The organism is Nonomuraea sp. NPDC050691, from assembly GCF_040654455.1.
In the GTDB taxonomy this organism is placed as follows: Bacteria; Actinomycetota; Actinomycetes; order Streptosporangiales; family Streptosporangiaceae; genus Nonomuraea.
This window is the reverse complement of record NZ_JBFAIA010000032.1, coordinates 19,462-37,467: the sequence shown is the minus strand read 5'-3', so window position 1 is coordinate 37,467 and position 18,006 is coordinate 19,462. Positions and strand designations below refer to the sequence as shown.

Annotated in this window: 11 protein-coding genes; 9 read left to right on the top strand and 2 right to left on the bottom strand. The window is 71.1% G+C overall.

What is annotated here, in order from left to right; translation table 11 throughout:
• Positions 1-218: 218 nt before the first annotated feature.
• Both AB0H81_RS15590 and AB0H81_RS15585 read right to left on the bottom strand, forming a co-directional pair.
• On the bottom strand, positions 219-587 hold the full coding sequence (locus tag AB0H81_RS15590; protein ID WP_358374562.1) for a barstar family protein: 369 nt from the start codon (positions 585-587) through the stop codon (positions 219-221).
• Positions 588-594: 7 nt separating this feature from the next.
• A complete protein-coding gene (locus AB0H81_RS15585) occupies positions 595-1,089 on the bottom strand; it encodes a ribonuclease domain-containing protein (RefSeq protein WP_358374559.1) in 495 nt (164 codons plus the stop codon).
• A 242-nt stretch (positions 1,090-1,331) separates the two neighbouring features.
• Between AB0H81_RS15585 and AB0H81_RS15580 the strand changes: the two genes are divergently transcribed.
• The 9 genes from AB0H81_RS15580 to AB0H81_RS15540 all read left to right on the top strand — a co-directional run bounded on the left by AB0H81_RS15580 (position 1,332) and on the right by AB0H81_RS15540 (position 17,967).
• The gene (locus AB0H81_RS15580; RefSeq protein WP_358374556.1) at positions 1,332-2,579 is read left to right on the top strand and encodes an NAD(P)/FAD-dependent oxidoreductase; all 1,248 of its coding nucleotides are present in this window, start codon (positions 1,332-1,334) and stop codon (positions 2,577-2,579) included.
• Positions 2,580-2,587: 8 nt separating this feature from the next.
• Positions 2,588-8,383 (top strand): type I polyketide synthase, encoded by a 5,796-nt coding sequence (locus tag AB0H81_RS15575; RefSeq protein WP_358374554.1) that lies wholly within the window; start codon positions 2,588-2,590, stop codon positions 8,381-8,383.
• Positions 8,380-8,829 (top strand): acyl-CoA thioesterase, encoded by a 450-nt coding sequence (locus tag AB0H81_RS15570; RefSeq protein WP_358374552.1) that lies wholly within the window; start codon positions 8,380-8,382, stop codon positions 8,827-8,829. The genes AB0H81_RS15575 and AB0H81_RS15570 overlap by 4 nt, the downstream gene beginning before the upstream one ends.
• A gap of 55 nt (positions 8,830-8,884) precedes the next feature.
• A complete protein-coding gene (locus AB0H81_RS15565; RefSeq protein ID WP_358374550.1) occupies positions 8,885-9,706 on the top strand; it encodes an SAM-dependent methyltransferase in 822 nt (273 codons plus the stop codon).
• Between the two features lie 10 nt (positions 9,707-9,716).
• A complete protein-coding gene (locus AB0H81_RS15560; RefSeq protein ID WP_358374547.1) occupies positions 9,717-10,199 on the top strand; it encodes an NUDIX domain-containing protein in 483 nt (160 codons plus the stop codon).
• Between the two features lie 66 nt (positions 10,200-10,265).
• Complete coding sequence (locus AB0H81_RS15555; RefSeq protein WP_358374545.1) at positions 10,266-12,107, top strand: glycoside hydrolase family 15 protein; 1,842 nt, start codon at positions 10,266-10,268, stop codon at positions 12,105-12,107.
• Positions 12,108-12,365: 258 nt separating this feature from the next.
• Positions 12,366-12,512, top strand: a complete 147-nt coding sequence (locus AB0H81_RS15550) for a hypothetical protein (RefSeq protein ID WP_358374542.1) — start codon at positions 12,366-12,368, stop codon at positions 12,510-12,512.
• A 32-nt stretch (positions 12,513-12,544) separates the two neighbouring features.
• Positions 12,545-14,458, top strand: a complete 1,914-nt coding sequence (locus AB0H81_RS15545) for a DNRLRE domain-containing protein (RefSeq protein ID WP_358374539.1) — start codon at positions 12,545-12,547, stop codon at positions 14,456-14,458.
• A 302-nt stretch (positions 14,459-14,760) separates the two neighbouring features.
• Positions 14,761-17,967, top strand: a complete 3,207-nt coding sequence (locus AB0H81_RS15540) for a LamG-like jellyroll fold domain-containing protein (RefSeq protein ID WP_358374595.1) — start codon at positions 14,761-14,763, stop codon at positions 17,965-17,967.
• Positions 17,968-18,006: the final 39 nt, after the last annotated feature.

Here is an 18,006-nt window from a genome sequence, read left to right as displayed (position 1 = left end):
TCCGGGCGCGGCCGCCGCCGCTCCGGGTCCGGTCGATCCACTCCACGCCCCGGACGTCGCGCGTTCCAGGTCAGGAGTCTTCCGAAAGAGGATTTTCGGAAGAGGGTTTTCGGAACATGACTCGGTCCGTCGGCTCCAGGGTCGGTGTTCTGTTCTTCCTCGTCATGCTGGTGTTCGACCGCGAGGTGCTGGAGAACGAGCCCGGAGACGTCCTCTGATCACGGGAGGGCAGCGGCGGTCCGCCGGCGGAGAAGGGCCTGGTGGTCCGGGTCGGTGCAGAGTGTCAGGGTCAGCCCGGTGCCGGCGGCGTCGGCCAGGATGGCCAGCAGGGTGGCGAGCTGGTCGGCGGGCTCGGCGCTGAGCAGTTCCTCGGCGTGCTCCACGACCAGGGACACCTTCCCGGCGTCACGCAGGGAGTCGGTCAGCGCGTCCCAGTTGCGGCCGAAGTAGCCGGGCAGGCGCATTGCCCGGGCCGCCTCCTCGAAGAAGGCGGCGCGGGTCCTGGCCGCGCGGCCGTCGATGACCGCGGGCGCCGGGTCGGTGGACACCGACAGCCATGGCGGCAGCGGCCGTGCGGCAGAATCCATGAGGGGCCTACAGCTGGTAGAAGTCGGTGTAGTGGTTCGGCGAGAACCAGGTCACGCGGGTGCTCCGGTTGACGACGATCCGGTAGGCGTCACGCGCGGCGCCCCGCGCCCGGGGGTACACGTCGTACTCGTCATAGACGGCGGCGCCGCCGGGGAGCCGGCCTTCCCGGTTGTGGAAGCGCCCGCCGGTGTAGTTGTACGCGCCGCCCGGCCAGGGGTACCAGCCGGCGCGGGTGGGGTAGCCCTTGGCGGCCCAGGTCGAGCGGGCCGAGCGCGCGTCGGCGCATCGGGGCATGGTGCAGGAGTCGTGGACCGACGCGTCGGCGGGGGTGGCGCCGGCCATCCCGGTCAGCGAGACGACGACGGCGGCGAGCGTGACCGCGAGCCTCGCCGTCCAGCTCGTCCGCGAAGTCGTCCAGCTCGTCCGCGAAGTCGTCCAGCTCGTCCGCGAAGTCGTCCAGGCCGTCCGGGAAGACGAACGTGGGCGTTGGCTCGTGTGCACGAAGCCTCCTGGAACATCCGGGGACGGACACCGTCCGGATCGCTCGCTGTCGAAGAGCATCACATCACGACAGGCGCTCCCGTACTCGCCGCGCCGCATGCCGATCACGACCCTTGACGCGCCCAAGCGCGATCCCTACCATTCAGTAACCTCTTAATGATCAACGCAATCCCCGTTTACGGTTCAACCACTTCCTTGTGGTCCGGAAGTGGCCCGGCCGTAGTTCTGTAGGGAAATGTCCCATGTCAGATGACTATGACGTCGTCATAGTGGGCGCGAGCATTGCCGGATGCGCCGCCGCCATACTTTTCGCGAATCTCGGCGCCCGTGTCGCGCTTCTCGAAAAGCATTCCGGCATGGACGCGTACAAGGTCCTCTGCACCCATACGCTCCAGCCGAGCTGCATGCCGGTCGTGAAGACGCTGGGCCTGCTGCCCCTGCTGGAGGAGGCCGGGGCGCGACGGCACGTCACCCACCTCTGGACACGCTGGGGGTGGATCGAGCCCCAGGACGAGCCGGGACGGGAGCCGCTCCCGCACGGACTCAACGTCCGCCGCCAGACCCTCGACCCCCTGCTCAGGCGGCTGGCCGCCGGGACGCCGGGCGTCGACCTGCGGCTCGGCCACAGCGTCAACGGGCTGCTGGAGGAGGACGGCCGCTTCACCGGCGTCCGCGTCACCGCCAAGGGCACGCAGAGCCGGCTGACGGCGCGGCTGGTCGTGGGCGCCGACGGGCGCGGCACGACCGTCGGTGACCTCAGCGGCCTCCCCGTACGGCTGAGCGCCAACAACCGGCTGGGCTTCTTCGCCCAGTACCGCGGCCTGGCGGAGGACACCGCGAGCCGGGTGTGGTTCCTCGACCCCGACACCGCCTTCGCCTTCCCCAACGACGACGGCGTCACCGTGGTCGCCTGCAGCCCGAACAAGGAACAGCACGCCTCCGCCTTCCGCGCGGACCTCGAAGGCAGCTTCGAGCGGTTCGTCCGCGCCCTGCCCGACGCCCCCCGCATCGACCGGGCCGAACGCGTCTCGAAGATCATCGGGACGCGTGACCTGCCCAACGTCTACCGCAGGCCGTACGGGCCGGGACTCGCCCTCGTCGGCGACGCGGCGCTGGCCACCGACCCGCTGTGGGGCGTCGGGTGCGGGTGGGCGTTCCAGTCGGCCCAGTGGCTGGTGGACGCGGTCGGCCCCGCCGTGGCCGGACAGGGTGACGTGCTGCCGGGGCTCGACGCGTACGGCGAGAAGCACCGCGCCGCGCTCGACAGCCATCACAAACTCATGGAGGACTATTCGGCCGTCCGGCCGTTCAATGTCTTCGAGCGGCTGCTGCTTTCCGCGGCGGCCCGCGACGCCGGGGCGGCCCGGCATTATCACGCCTTCGCCTCCCGCCTCATCGACGTCAAGGAATTCGCGTCACCGGGCTCGCTGCTGCGCGCCGCGCGGGTCAACGCGTTCCACCGTCCGCGCAACGCGCCGCCGAAAATCTAAGGATTCCCGTGACTTCTCGTATCGCCGTCGTCGGCATGGCATGCCGTTTTCCCGACGCCTCCACGGCCGGTGAGCTGTGGGACAACGCCGTGGCCGGCCGCCGGGCCTTCCGCCGGCTGCCCCCGGAACGCATCCGGCTGTCCGACTACTGGTCCGAGGACCGCACGGCGCCCGACCACTTCTACACGACCGAGGCGGCGCTGTTACGCGACTGGGAGTTCGACCGGCTGCGGTTCAAGGTGGCGGGGACGACCTTCCGCAACACCGACATGGTGCACTGGCTCGCGCTGGAGGTGGCAGCCGAGGCGCTGGCCGACGCCGGCTTCCCCGACGGCAAGGGCGCGCCGCACGAGACCACCGGCGTGGTCGTCGGCAACTCGCTCACCGGCGAGGGCCAGCGCGCGGCCGGGATCAGGCTGCGCTGGCCGTACGTGCGCCGTGTCGTCGCCAACGCCCTGGAGGGCACGCTGGACACCGAGCAGCTCGCCGGGCTGCTCGCCCGCATGGAACGCGACTACAAGGCGCCGTTCCCCGTGCCCGACGGCGACTACCTGGCCGGCGGCCTGTCGAACACGATCGCCGGGCGCATCTGCAACCACTTCGACCTCAACGGCGGCGGCTACGCCGTGGACGGGGCCTGCGCCTCGTCGCTGCTCGCGCTCACCACGGCCTGCAACGCGCTGGTCTCCGGCGACCTCGACGTCGCCGTCGCGGGCGGCGTGGACATCAGCATCGACCCGAACGAGCTGATCGGCTTCTCCCGGGCCGGCGCGCTCGCGGCCGACGAGATGCGCGTCTACGACCAGCGCTCCGCCGGCTTCTGGCCGGGCGAGGGCTGCGGCATGGTCGTGCTGATGCGCGAGGAGGACGCCGTCGCCCGAGGCCATCGGGTGCACGCCCTGGTCGCCGGCTGGGGGGTGTCCTCGGACGGCGCGGGCGGGATCACCCGGCCGGAGTCCGACGGCCAGCGGCTCTGCCTCGACCGCGCCTACGAGCGCGCCGGGTTCGGCATCGAGGAGGTCCCGTACTTCGAGGGGCACGGCACCGGCACCTCCGTGGGCGACGCCGCGGAGCTGCAGACGATCTCCGAGGCGCGCAGGGCCACCGCCCCGGACGCGCCGCCCGCGGTCATCGGCTCCATCAAGGCGAACATCGGCCACACGAAGGCGGCCGCCGGGATGGCCGGCCTGATCAAGGCGGTCATGGCGGTCAACAGCGCGGTCCTGCCGCCGACCACCGGCTGCGAACGTCCGCACAAGCTCCTGTCCGGCGAGTCACCCGCCCTGCGAACCCTCCGCAAGGCCGAGCCGTGGCCGCTCGGCGCGCCGCTGCGCGCGGGCGTCAGCGCCATGGGCTTCGGCGGCATCAACACGCACGTGGTGATCGAGTCCCCGCGCCCCCGCCGGCCCCGCCTGGACGGGCGGACCCGCACGCTCATGAACTCCCCCCAGGACGCCGAGCTGTTCTGCCTCGACGCCGGCACGCCGGACGACCTGCGCCGCGAGGCGGAGCGCCTGGCCGCGGTCGCCGTGGGCATGTCCCGCTCCGAACTGCCCGACCTCGCCGCGCACCTGGCGCGCGGGCTCGGCGCGAGGACGCGGCGCGCCGCGGTCGTCGCCGGGACGCCCGCCGAGCTGGCCGAACGGCTGCGCAAGGTCGCCGAGCTGGCCGGACAGGGCACGGAGCGGCACATCGACGCCGCGGCCGGGGTCTTCCTCGGCACCCTCGGCGAGCTGCCGCGCATCGTGCTCATGTTCCCCGGCCAGGGCTCCGGCACCCGCTCCGACGGGGGCGCGCTGCGCCGCCGCTTCGACGTGGTCGACGAGCTGTACGAGACGGCGGCGCTGCCCGCGGACGGCGACCAGGTCGAGACCGCCGTCGCCCAGCCGCGCATCGTGACCGCCTCCGTCGCGGGGCTGCGGGTGCTGTCCGAGCTGGGAGTCGAGGCCGGGACCGCGGTCGGCCACAGCCTCGGCGAGCTCGTCGCGCTGCACTGGGCCGGGTCGTTCGACGAGGCGGCGGTGCTGCGCGTCGCCGCCGCCCGGGGACGGGCGATGAGCGAGCTGTCCGAGAGCGGCGGGGCGATGGCGAGCATCACCGCCGACCACGACACCGTGGCCGCGCTCATCGGCGAGGACCCCGTGGTCGTGGCCGGGCTCAACTCCCCGCGCCAGACCGTGGTCTCCGGGCCCGGCGAGGCGGTGACCCGGGTCGTGGAACGGGCGACCCGCCAGGGCCTGCAGGCCGTACGGCTGCCCGTCTCGCACGCCTTCCACTCGCCGCTGGTCGCCCCGGCCGCGGGCGTCTTCGCGGGCACGCTGGCTCAGGAGAGCCCGGCGGCCGTCCGCCGGCACGTCGTCTCCACCGTGACCGGGGCGCCGGTAGTCGGCGACCCCCTCGACCTGCTGCGCGAGCAGATCACCGCGCCCGTCCGGTTCTCCGAGGCGCTCGCCGCGGCGGCCAAGGACGCCGACCTGCTCGTCGAGGTCGGCCCGGGCCAGGTGCTCACGCAGCTCGCGCGGGACATCGTGAGCGTCCCCGCCGTCGCCACGCGCACGGACGACGACTCCCTGGGCGGCATCCTCCGGACGCTGGGCGCCGCGTTCGCCGTCGGCGCCGCCGTCAAGGTCGGCGACCTGTTCGCCGACCGCTTCACCCGCCCCTTCGACCCGGCCGCCACGCCCACCTTCATCACCAACCTGTGCGAGGTCGTCCCTGAGATCGACTCCGCGCTGCTGACCGGCGGCGCGGCGGCCCCGGCGGCGGTGCCCGAGACGTCCGCGGCCGGCGAGCCGGCCGGCGACCCGCTGCTCCTGCTGCGCCGGCTGGTCGCCGAGCACGCGGAGTTCCCGCTGGAGGCGGTGCAGGCCGACAGCAAGTTCCTGGACGACCTGCACCTCAGCTCGATCGTGGTGGGCGAGATCGTCGGCGAGGCCATGCGCCGCCTCGGACTGTCCGAGCCGGCCGCGCCCACCGGGTACGCCACCGCGACCCTCGGCCAGGTCGCCGAGACGCTGGAACAGCTCGTCGCCACCGGCCAGGCGCCGGCCGAGGACGCCGAGACGGCCGCGGCCCGGATCGTCCCGCCCGGCGTCGCGCCCTGGGTCCACGGCTTCGCCGTGGCGAGGAGGGAGAAGGGCGTCCCGCGCCGTACGGCTCCGCGGAGCCCGGGAGCCTGGGGCGCCGTCGGCGAGCACCCCGCCGCCGGGGCGCTGCTCGCCGCCCTGGAGGAGGCGGAGGCGGGCGCCGGCGTGCTGGCGGTCCTCCCCTCGGGGCCGCGCGCCGACCGGCTGGCGGTGCTGCGCGCCGCCGCCGACGCGGTGCTCGCCGGCAAGGACGTGACCCGCTGCGCGATCGTCCAGGAGGACCCCGGCGGCGCCGGCTTCGCCAAGACCCTGCACCTGGAGGCGCCCTGGGTCGCCACCACCGTCGTCACCCTGCCGCTCGACGCCGAAGCGCCCGCCCGGGTCGCCGCCGAGGTGATCGCCACCGGCGGGTTCGCGGAGGTCTTCTACGACGCGGACGGCACCCGCGCCGAGCCCGTCCTGACGCCGGTGGAGCTCGACGGCGACGAGATCCCGCTCGGCCCGGACGACGTGCTGCTCGTCACCGGAGGCGGCAAGGGCATCACCGCCGAGTGCGCGCTCAGCCTCGCCAGGGAGACGGGCGCGCGCCTGGCCCTGCTCGGCCGGTCCGACCCGGCCGCGGACCCCGAGCTGGCCGCCAACCTGGAGCGGATGGCGGCCACCGGGGTGACCGCCCGCTACCTGCGCGCCGACGTCACCGACCCCGCGGCGGTGGCCGGGGCGGTCGCCGCCGTCGAGGACGACCTCGGCCGGGTCACCGGCGTGCTGTACGGGGCCGGCGGCAACGTGCCCAAGCTGCTGCAGGAACTCGCCGACAACGACTACGCCGCCACCATCGACGCCAAGGTCGCCGGGCTCGACGCCGTGCTCGCCGCCGTCGACACGGCGGCGCTGCGGCTGCTCGTCACGTTCGGCAGCATCACCGGACGGGCCGGGCTGCGCGGCGAGGCCCACTACGCGATCGCCAACGAATGGCAGAGCGACCTCGTCGAACGGCTCGCCCGCGAGCTGCCGCACTGCCGGTGCAGAGCCGTGGAATGGTCCCTGTGGTCGGGCGTCGGCATGGGCGAGCGGCTCGGCTCGGTGGAGAGCCTCGCCCGCGTCGGCGTCACGGCCATCACCCCCGACCAGGGCGTGGCCCTGCTCCGCGACCTGGTCGCCGACCCGGACGCGCCCGTCGTCACCGTGGTCACGGGCCGCTTCGGCGACCTGCCGACGGTCACCTTCGCCGCCGGCCCCGAAGGGTGCGACGACCTGCCGCTGCTGCGCTTCCTCGAGCAGCCGCGCGTCCACTACCCGGGCATCGAGCTGGTCGCCGACTCCGAGGTCGGCTGGGGCAGCGACCCCTACCTCGCCGAGCACGTCTTCGGCGGCGGCGAGGGGGCCGTGGTCCCCGGCACGGTCGGCATGGAGATCATGGCCCAGGCCGCGGCCGCCCTCCTCGGCGCCGACGCCGTCCCCGTCCTGGAGAACGTCGAGTTCCTGCGGGCCATCGTCGTGCCCGAGGACGCCCCGGTGACGGTCCGGGTGGCGGCGCTGCGCGTCGGGCCGGGCCGGGTGGCCGCCGCCGTCCGTACGAGCGCGACCAAGTTCCAGGTCGACCACTTCCGGGCGGTCTGCGACTACTCTCAGGCCGCCGCGCAGCCGGACCCGCTCGGGCTCGTCCGGCGCGACGACGTGGCGCTGCCGCCGCTGGCGTTCGACCCCGCCACCGACCTGTACGGGCCGATGCTCTTCCACGGCCCGCGGTTCAAGCTCGTCGAGAGCATCCACCGCACCGGCGCCCAGCACGTCACCGGCCGGCTCCTGCCCGGGACGGACTCCTCCTGGTTCGGCCGGTACCTTCCCGACCGGCTCCTGCTCGGCGACCCGGCCGCCCGCGACGCGTACATGCAGCCGATGCAGACCTGCGGGCCGACCGTGCTGGCCATCCCCCTCGGCGTGGACCGCGTGGTGCCGAGCCGCCTCGCGGGCGCGCAGGCGACCGACGTCTACATCCGGCACCGGTTCGACGACAAGTCCTGGGACATCGAGGTCACGGACCGCGACGGCCGGGTGGTCGAGACCTGGCGGGGCTTCCGGACGCAGCTCGTCAGCAAGTACGAGGTGCCCCGCGAGTGGGTTCCCGTGCTGCTGGGCTCGTACCTGGAGCACGTGCTCATCGAGCAGGACCTGGCGGGACGCGTCGTGCTCGACGTGGACGGCGACGGGCTGGAGCGGCGCCAGGCCAGCCTGCTGGCCGTCCGGCGGCTGTTCGGCGCCGAGGCCGAGGTCGTGTGGCGGCCGGACGGCAGACCGGAGCTGGTGGGCGGCGGCACGGTGTCCGTCTCGCACGCCGGCGGCGTCACGATGGCGACGACCACCCCCGGATGTGACCTGGAGACCGTCACGCCCAGGAGCGAGGAGGCGTGGACGTCGCTGCTCGGCCCCGGTCGGCGCACGCTGGCCGGGACCGTGGCCGAGGAGGCCGGCGAGGACACCGACACCGCGGCCACGCGGGTCTGGACGGCCGCCGAATGCCTGGTGAAGGCCGGCATGCCGGTCGACACTCCCGTCACGTTCGAGGCGGCCAGGGAGGGCGGCTGGGTGGGGCTCGTCGCCGGCGGGCGCCGGATCCTGACGCTGTCCACCCGGCTGCGCGGCGTGGCGGCCCCCGTGGTGCTCGCCGTCCTCGCCGAGACCGACCCGGAGGCGGGCAAGGCGGGTGAGCTGCGATGAGCGGGGACGCGTACGAGTACCGGCACGTCGTCGGCATCGAGGACACCGACCTGCTGGGCAACGTCAACTACGTCAACTACATCCGCTGGCAGGGGCGCGCCCGGGAGATGTTCCTGCGCGACTTCGTCCCCGACGTGGTGGCCGGCTTCGCCGACGGGGTGCGGCTGCTGACGGTGAGCTGCCGCTGCGACTACCTGCGGGAGCTGGCGGTGTTCGACGAGGTGGTCGTCAGGATGCGGCAGGGGGAGCTGGGCCAGACCCAGTCGGTGATGACGTACGAGTACTGGCGCCAGCTCCCGGGCGGAGGAGAGGAGCTGGTCGCCACCGGCGAGCAGCGGATCGCCTGCGTGCGCCCCGACGAGCACGGACGCATGGTCCCCGCGCGGATCCCCGAGCAGATGCGGCGCCTGCTCGAACAGGTGCAGAGCCCCGCCACCCGCCGCTGACCCGCCAAGGCCCGCTGGGCGCAAAGGGCCGCAGCTGACCCGGAAAGGACCGTTCATGCACGCCGTCGCCGCCACCGCCCGCTGGACCGCCGCCGCCCGCGCCAAGGAGTCGCGCCGCGAGGACGCGATCTTCACCGACCCGTACGCCGACCAGCTCGCCGGGCTGGAGGGCACGACCCTGTTCGCCCGCTACGACAACCCGGGGGTCGGCGAGTTCATCTCCATCCGCACCCGCTACCTGGACGACCTGATCCGCCGGCATGCCGGCCTCGGCCAGGTCGTGCTGCTCGCGGCCGGCATGGACACCCGCTCCGTACGGCTGCCGTGGCCGCCGGGGGCCGTCCTGTACGAGGTCGACCAGGCGGACCTGCTGGAGGAGAAGGACAAGCGGCTCGCCGAGCTGGGCGCCCGGCACGCCTGCGACCGGCGGGCCGTCGGCGCCGACCTCACCGGCGACTGGCCCGCGGCGCTCCGGGAGGCCGGCTGGGACCCGGCGGCGCCGACGCTGTGGGTGGCCGAGGGGCTGCTGTTCTACCTGCCGGAACCGGCCGCCCGCCTGCTGCTCGAACGGATCGCGGGGGCCGCCGCACCGGGGAGCGTGCTCGCCGGGGACCTGCTCAGCCACCAGTCGATGATCAGCGAGTTCTCGAGGGAGGGGCTGCGCCGGCTCACCGAGGACGGCTGCCCGTGGTTGTTCGGCACCGACGAGCCGGAGGAGTTCCTGTCCGGCTGCGGCTGGCGGGTGACCGAGCTGAGGATGCCGGGGGAGGAGGGCGCCTCCTACGGCCGGTGGCCGTGGAACCCGCCGCTGCCCCGGGAGGCGAAGGGCTTCCCGCAGAACTTCCTGTTCGTCGCCGCGAACGACCGACCTTTGTAGCATCGCGGTTGTGGTGACCAAGAACGCGCACTGCTCCTTCTGCGGTACGGCCTTCGCGCCCGGCCAGGCGTGGCCGCGCACCTGTTCCGGTTGCGGGAGCACCAGCTACCTCAACCCGCTGCCGGTCGCGGTGATGCTCCTGCCGGTCGACGACGGCGTGCTGGTGGTCCGGCGCGGGGTCGAGCCGCATCGGGGCGGGCTCGCGCTGCCCGGCGGCTTCATCGACATGAACGAGTCCTGGCAGCAGGCGGCCGTCCGGGAACTCCGCGAGGAGACGGGAATCGTCGTCGACGCGGACGCCGTACGCCTGCTCGACGTGAGCAGCGCTCCCGACGGGACCGTGCTGATCTTCGCGCTGGGGCCGCGTACCGGCGCGGCCGACCTCCCGCCGGTCGCGCCCACGGCGGAGACGACGGAGTGGCTGCTGCTCGACGGCCCCAGGGAACTGGCGTTCCCGCTGCACACCCGGGTCGTGGCGGAGTACTTCGCGTAGCACCCCCGAGACGCGGCGTAGCACCATGGAAGGAGAGGACACCCGACGTCCGGGGAGGCCGCCGCCATGGCCGCGACATCCGATCACCGGGTCCCGTCCCAGGACAGGGACTCCCGCTACCTGCCGATCGCCGAGCACGGCCTGATCGGCGACCTGCGCACCGTGGCCCTGGTCGGTACCGACGGCACCATCGACTGGTACTGCTGCCCGTCCTTCGACTCGCCCAGCGTCTTCGCCTCCATCCTGGACGCCGACCGGGGCGGCGCGTTCGAGCTGGCCGCCGCCGTACCCGCGAAGACCAAGCAGTTCTACTTCCCCGACACGAACGTGCTGATCACCCGCTTCTTCACCGGCGACGGCGTCGGCGAGATCCAGGACTTCATGCCGGTGACCGTCGACACCGGCGAGGCCGACCGGCACCGGCTGATCCGGCGGGTGCTGTGCGTACGCGGGGAGATCCCGTTCCGGGCGCGGGTGGCGCCGCGCTTCGGGTACGGGGCGCAGCCGCACGAGCTGTCCCGGCGCGACGGCCTGGTCGTCTTCTCCACGCCGGAGCTGACGCTCGCGCTGACCGCCACGGTGCCCGTCACGTGCGACGACCGCGACGCGCGCGCCGCGTTCACCCTCAAGGAGGGCGAGTCGGCGGTGTTCGCGCTGGACCGGGTCCACGGGGACGTGGCGCCGCGCTGCTGCCCGCACGGGGAGGCGGAGAAGGAGTTCGCCGCCACGGTCGGGTTCTGGCGGCGCTGGCTGTCGGCCTCCCGCTACCGCGGCCGGTGGCGGGAGATGGTGCACCGCTCGGCGCTGACGCTGAAGCTGCTCACGTACGCGCCCACCGGCGCGATCGTCGCCGCGCCGACGACGAGCCTGCCCGAGCAGCTCGGCGGCGAGCGCAACTGGGACTACCGCTACCTGTGGGTCCGCGACGCCGCCTTCGCCGTGTACGCGCTGCTCCGGCTCGGCTTCACCGGCGAGGCCGAGGCGTTCATGAACTTCCTCACCCGCCGCGTCTGCCGCCGAGAGAACGGCCCGTCCGGGCCGCTGCAGATCATGTACGGCATCGACGGCCGCGCCGAGCTGCCCGAACGCGAGCTGACCCACCTGGAGGGACACCAGGGCTCGGCCCCCGTCCGGGTCGGCAACGCCGCTGCCGACCAGCTCCAGCTCGACATCTACGGCGCCCTCATCGACTCGATCTACCTGTACGACAAGTGGGGCAAGCCGATCTCCAGCGACCACTGGGACGACGTCTGCGCCCTGGTGGACTGGGTCTGCGCCCACTGGAACCAGCCCGACGAGGGCGTCTGGGAGACCCGCGGCGGGCGCAAGAACTTCCTGTACTCGCGGCTGATGTGCTGGGTGGCGATCGAACGGGCCATGCGCACGGCCCGCCGCCGCGGCCTGCCCGCCGACGTCCCGCGCTGGCGCGACACCCGCGACACGATCTACCGGGACCTCATGCGGCGCGGCTGGTCGCCCAAGCGGCAGGCGTTCGTCCAGCACCAGGACGACGACGTGCTGGACGCCGCGGTGCTGATGATGCCGCTGGTCAAGTTCATCGCACCCACGGACCCGAAGTGGCTGTCCACCCTCGACGCGCTGACGGCCGACCTGGTGTCGGACTCGCTGGTCTACCGCTACGACCCTGAGGCCAGCCCCGACGGGCTGCGGGGGGAGGAGGGCACGTTCTCCATCTGCTCGTTCTGGTACGTGGAGGCACTCGTGCGGGCGGGCCGCGTCGAGGAGGCGCGCCTGGCGTTCGAGAAGATGCTCACCTATGCCAACCACGTGGGTTTGTACGCGGAGGAGATCGGCCAGAACGGCGAACAGCAGGGCAACTTCCCGCAGGCATTCACCCACCTGGCGTTGATCAGCGCCGCCTTCAATCTGGACCGCGCCCTTGGGTGACCTATTCATGTAGACCGATAATGGTGATCAGGGGTGCGGAATAATCGAGACATCGTGCTAGAGCTCCAGGTTGTTACGCGTATTCGCCTTTTTCGTTAGGTGATCCTTTTCATATTGCCCGCGTGAGCTTCCCATCAAATGATCAACCCCGACAATCCGAACTCACCGTGATTGAGGGTGTTTGTGGAGAAGTTAGGAAGCTGGATCGTCTCCAGACGGAAATCCAGACGGAGACTGGCGGGCGCAACGGTGCTCACGGTGGCAGCATCGCTGTTGGCCGCAGTGCCCATCACTCAAGCGATCGCCGACCCCGATCCCGAGGCCGCGAAGACAGGACCCGCGACTCCTGCGGTGACCACCTTCCTCGGCAAGAAGATCCGGACGCGCCGCTTCGGGCGGCGGTAGCGGAGGCGAGGAAGCAGAACAAGGCGGTCGCGGTGGAGGACGCCTTCACCGAGACGTCCCGGACGTGGGCCTACCCTGACGGGCATCTCGCGACTGAGTCCTATGCGGGGCCGGCGCAACTGCGTCAAGGAGACGGCTCGTGGACGTGGATCGACACGTCCCTGGTCGAGCAGAACGGCGCTCTGCAGCCCAACCTGGCCAAGGGGAACGTACGCCTGTCGACCGGCGGGTCCGCGCCGTTCGCGTCCATGACCCTGGATCGGGAACGCTCCTTCGGGCTGTCCTGGCCCACCGACCTGCCGCGTCCGCAGATCAAGGGCAACGTGGCCACGTACGCGGGTGCCGCCGGACCGTCGGCGGACCTGGTCGTCACGGCGTTGCCCACCGGTTTCCGGCACGACATCGTGCTGCGTGAGCGGCCCACCGGCCCGGTGGAGTACCGCATCCCCGTGCAGGCCAAGGGACTGAAGCTCGGCAAGACCAAGTCGGGCGGGCTGTCGCTGACCGCGGGCAAGGGCAAGGAGGTGGCATCGGCGCCCGCTCCCCACATGTGGGACGCGGCGGCGGAGAAGCCGAGCGCCGGGAGTCCTGGCCGGCAGGCGAAGATCGACACCTCGGTGGAGGCGAAGGACGACGCGACCGTCCTCGTGCTCAAGCCGGACGCCGCATGGCTGGCCGACCCGGCCACCAAGTACCCCGTCACGGTGGATCCCACCACCACGCTGGGGGTGACGCAGGAGACCGGCATCATGTCGCCGAACGGCCAGGGTTCTCCTGCGATGGTCGGACGCTACTACGCCACTTCGGGGGACACGCTGCGGCGGTCGCTGATGGCGTTCGACACCGCCCCCATCCAGGGACGGCAGGTGGTCAAAGCCACCATGCAACTGCAACTGCGCGAGGACGTCGGCACCTGCTCGGAGTACCAGGGCATCGCGGCCCTGCGCATCACCAAGCAGTGGGTCGCCGACGACACCTACTGGAGCAACCAGCCGACCACCAGCGCCCAAGAACGTTCCACGATCGACCCCTGCTCCCTGCCCGGGACGAGCGGGTCGGTGTGGAGCTGGGACCTCAGTGCGATGACCCGCCTGTGGGCCACCGGCACCCCCAACTACGGGTTGATGCTCCAGCTGACCCAGGAGACCCCCGTCCCGAAGTACCTCGCGGAGGACTTCGCCTTCTGGGCACAGCTGTGGGGGCAGAACGTGCCCAAGCTGAGCGTGGACTGGGTCCTGCCCCCGGAGATCCCCACCGTCACGGCCGAGTCCATCGACTCGATGGTCGGCAACGACGCGATCGCTCGTAGCACCAACGTGAAGGTGACCTACAAGTCGAGCGTCCCGGAGGCCACGCCGCTGAACTACACGGTGACGGTCAACGACTCCACCATGCCCCCACCGGCCGTGGAACTGCCGGCCGGAGAGGCCGCCCTGTGGAAGCTGGACGAAGCCTCCGGCGCCACCGCGACGGACTCCTCCGGCAAGAACCTGCCCGCCACTCTCACCGGCGCCTACACCCGCACAACCGGGCAACTCGGCGGAGCCGTGAAGTTCAACGGCGGATACGCCGCCACCACCAAACCGGTCGTCAACACCAACCAGAGCTTCACCGCCACCGCCTGGGTGCGGCTGGACGACAGCGTCGCTGACCAGACCGTCATGTCCCAGATGGGCGTCAACCAGCCCGGCTTCGCGCTGTCCTATCAAACCTCCGACGCGCCGGAGTTCGACCAACGGTGGGACCTGTCCATGATCACGAAGGACGATCCCGACCGCATCCAGGAGGCGGCAGTCCAGTCCAAGGAACTCGCCAAGATCGGCGAGTGGACGCACCTGGCCGCCCAGTACGACAAGACGGCAGGCAAGATCCGCCTGTACGTAGACGGTGTGCTGACCTCGGAGCGGGACTACACGGTCACCTGGAACGCCCAGGGCGCCTTCTAGATCGGACGTGGCCGCGTCCTGGCGGGAACCTCAAGGGATCGGTCGACGACGCCCACATCTACCAGCGCGCCCTCACCGCCAACGAGATCCGCGCCCTGGTCGGCGTCCCCGGCACCACCACCCACAACAACATCCCCTCCGGCCAGGCCCTGGACAAGGTCTTCACCCTCGACAACCCGGCCAGCTTCAAGTTCGTCGTCAAGGCGTGCCGCGCCGGCCTGACCCCGCCCTCGTGCAACGAGAGCCCGGCCTACCGCATCACCTCCGACGCCCCGACGCTGCCGACCGACACCGAGACGGGCATGGCTGACCCGACACAGCCCATCCTGTCGGGCATGGTGAACCGGCCGTCGGGAGGTCCGGTCCTGGCCAAGTACTACCTGTACGACAACACCGGCGCGCCGGTCGGATCGGCACCGCTGGGCACTCGCACGGTCGACGGCGGTGAACGCGCGTCGTTCCAGATCCCCGCCAACACCGTCCGGGCCGGCACCACGTACAAGTGGCAGATGGTCGCCTGCGCCACCGCGCAGAACCCCGATCCAGGCCCCGACCCCAACCCGAACCCCACGCCTACTCCGACCCCAACCCCCACCCCAACGCCGACTCCAACCCCAACGCCCACGCCCAAACCGACCCCGAACGGCCTGGTCGCGGCCTACGGCATGAATGACGGCACAGGGACGCAGGTACGAGACACAGCGGGCACCAACAACGGCAACACGACCGGCACCACGTGGGTGAACGGCAAGTACGGCAAGGCCCTGTCGTTCAACGGCACAGACGGCATGGTCACCATCAACCACGCCGCGGCACTGAAGATGACCAACGGGCTCACGCTGTCGGCCTGGGTCAACCCCTCCGCCCTCGACGGCTGGAGAAGCGTCATCGCCAAGGACTTCCCCACGGCGGACGACCTCTCCTACGGCCTCTACGCCTCCAACGGGCTGACGCCGGCCGGCGCGCTGACCACCGGGGACGGCCCCGCGCAGCTGTCGGGGACCAACTCTCTCCAGCTCAACACCTGGACCCACCTCGCCGTCACCTACGACGGCACGACCGCCCGGCTCTACCGAAATGGCACCGAGATCGGTTCCCGCGTCTACGGTGATTCCATCGCCGACGACGGTGGCGCTCTCCGCATCGGCGGCAACGGCATCTACGGCGAGTACTTCAAGGGCCTCATCGACGAAGTCCGCATCTACAACCGCGCCCAGACCGCCGCCGAAATCACCACCGACATGAATACCGCGCTGGGCGGAGCGGCCCCCTCTCGAGGCGCCGCGCAGCCGGCCGCAGCAAGGGTTGCCACCTCCTCGGTTCCCTCTGGCACGGAGGTCTGCACCTCCAAGACCGCTCCGGTCTCCTTCACCACCCCGGGTACGCCTCCACCGCCACCGGCGGAGAACATCCGGCATCTGACACTGGGCAAGGACAGCTTCGTCATCAAGACCGCCAAAACCGACCCGACCGCCTGCGATGGCTCACCGTGCACTGTCACCGACGACACTGTCATGCGCATCGGCGGAACCGGCGTCGACAAGACGGCTGCCGTGATAGGGATCAAACTCGACGAACTGCCGGACGGTGCCGGCGTGTCGGAAGGGCTCCTCAAGCTCGGCACGGCAGTGTGCCCGGCAGGCGCCTGCCCGAACGACGCGGCCATCACAGCGACCCCGCTGAAGAGCCCCGTCACCAGCGAGTCCAAGGGCTCCACTCTGGCGGCCGAGGCCGATTCCAACCTGAAGCCCGCCACGCTGTCGCTGCCGACCCCGCAGGGTGACATCGGCGACGGCGCCTTCTCCTGGCTCCTGCTCACTTCAAACAAGAATGAGACGATCACCTTCGGTGAGGCAGGTGCGGCCGAGCAGCCCTCACTGGCCATCACCTACCTGCCGGCCGGGCCGCCGAGCAAGGTGCTCAACCTCACAGCCTCCGGCGGCGACGCCAGTGCGCTGGCCAGTTGGGGGCTGCCGACGTCCAATGGCAGCATGGCCATGCTTGACGGCTACGACGTCGAGGTGGCCGACAGCGGCGGCAGCACCGTCAAGACCCTGCAGGTGAGCGAGCCCTACGCGGCCATCAGCGGTCTTGCCAACGGTCAGACCTTCACCATCAAGGTCAGAGCCAAGACTGTCTTCGGTGCCAGCGAATGGCAGAGCACCACCGCGACGACCAAGGCGGTACCGCCACCGCCCCAGCCGGGCACCACCTGTGTGCCCTTTCTGGACACACCGCCCTCCGCCAAGAGCGCCGCCGCCTCTGAATCGGGCGCTCAGGACTACCTCGACCGCATCAAGGCCTACTACCGGGCACAGGACGCCGTGCTCGAAGGCCGCGCCACCACCATCTGGGATGCCCCGGGCGTGAGCGCGAGCACGCCCAGCACAGCCAAGCTGTCACTGCTGAACACGGCTCTGCTGCAGACGCGGGACACCCTGACCTCGAATGGGACGACCAGATCCGGCTCCACCGTCCAACTGGCCAGTCCGGTGGTGCAGTCCATGCCCGACGGCAGTGTTCGCGTCACCGTCGAGGTCGCTCGCAGGTGGACCGAGACCACAGCATCGGCCCCGGCATCGGGACAGTCACGCGCTGCAGCCGGGCCGGCGGGCACTGTCGAACCCAGCGAGGCGACGATCTCGATCCATGTGTTCGACCGGTGCGGAAACATGACCACCATCGAGGTCCCGATCGAGGTCAACGAGGACTCCAGCGATCACGCCGACATTCCTACCGGCAGTGGCGGTGGAAGCGCCGGGGGCAACGAGCCAGTCGTCGTTCCCTGCGGCAAGCAGGTGGACAAGCGGATCATCGCCTGCGAGGTTCGCGACCGCCTGGGCTCGAAGGGATGGATCGTCCGCTCCTTCTTCAAGTCGCACTGGCCAGCCGACACCGATGAGGGAAACACTGGCAGGTACCAGCGCTGGATGCTGGACTCCTACGAAAACATCTCGATCCTGCAGCCCACCTGGAGCTTCTGGGGCTACAGCACCTTGTTCGGCAAGACGCTGGTCAAGAACTTCAAGCTGAATCAGACCGGCGGAGCCTGCTTCATCAGTAAGTACGTCAAGACCTCAACCTCGGTGGGTACCTCGGTCGATCCCGCCTCGGTAGGGGTGAACTGGGGGTTCTCTGTCTCCAAAGACGCCGGCGAGAAGTGTTCGGCCTACCACGGGGCACCAGAGACGACATCGCGGCACAAGGTGATTCTTCCGCAGGCTCTTATCGAGTCGGAGTGCCACGTGGGCAGTGGCGACGACTGCTGGGTGGTGCGCTACAAGCACCACCTGCACACGCAGTACTCCTTCGACTTCAAATACACGACCGACAACGGCATGGGGCACCCCGTGGAGCAGAGGTACTCCACGACGCCGGTCGTGCATGACCTGTGGTGCAAGGTCGACCGGAACTATGGAAACCTGTTCCCGGTCAACTGGAACAGTGTCCGTTATGACGGCGTCGGCTGCCAAGCGCGTTCCACGCTCGGCAAGAAGAAGCCGCTCTGACAAGAACTAGCACGAAGCGAGGGCCGGTCTCGTGTTGGC

Excerpts from the sequence above, each read along its gene's own strand:
- AB0H81_RS15565 (WP_358374550.1), top strand. The coding sequence starts at position 8,885 with ATGCACGCCGTCGCCGCCACCGCCCGCTGGACCGCCGCCGCCCGCGCC.
- AB0H81_RS15590 (WP_358374562.1), bottom strand. The coding sequence starts at position 587 with ATGGATTCTGCCGCACGGCCGCTGCCGCCATGGCTGTCGGTGTCCACC.
- AB0H81_RS15580 (WP_358374556.1), top strand. The coding sequence starts at position 1,332 with ATGTCAGATGACTATGACGTCGTCATAGTGGGCGCGAGCATTGCCGGA.
- AB0H81_RS15555 (WP_358374545.1), top strand. The coding sequence starts at position 10,266 with ATGGCCGCGACATCCGATCACCGGGTCCCGTCCCAGGACAGGGACTCC.
- AB0H81_RS15570 (WP_358374552.1), top strand. The coding sequence starts at position 8,380 with ATGAGCGGGGACGCGTACGAGTACCGGCACGTCGTCGGCATCGAGGAC.
- AB0H81_RS15540 (WP_358374595.1), top strand. The coding sequence starts at position 14,761 with ATGGCTGACCCGACACAGCCCATCCTGTCGGGCATGGTGAACCGGCCG.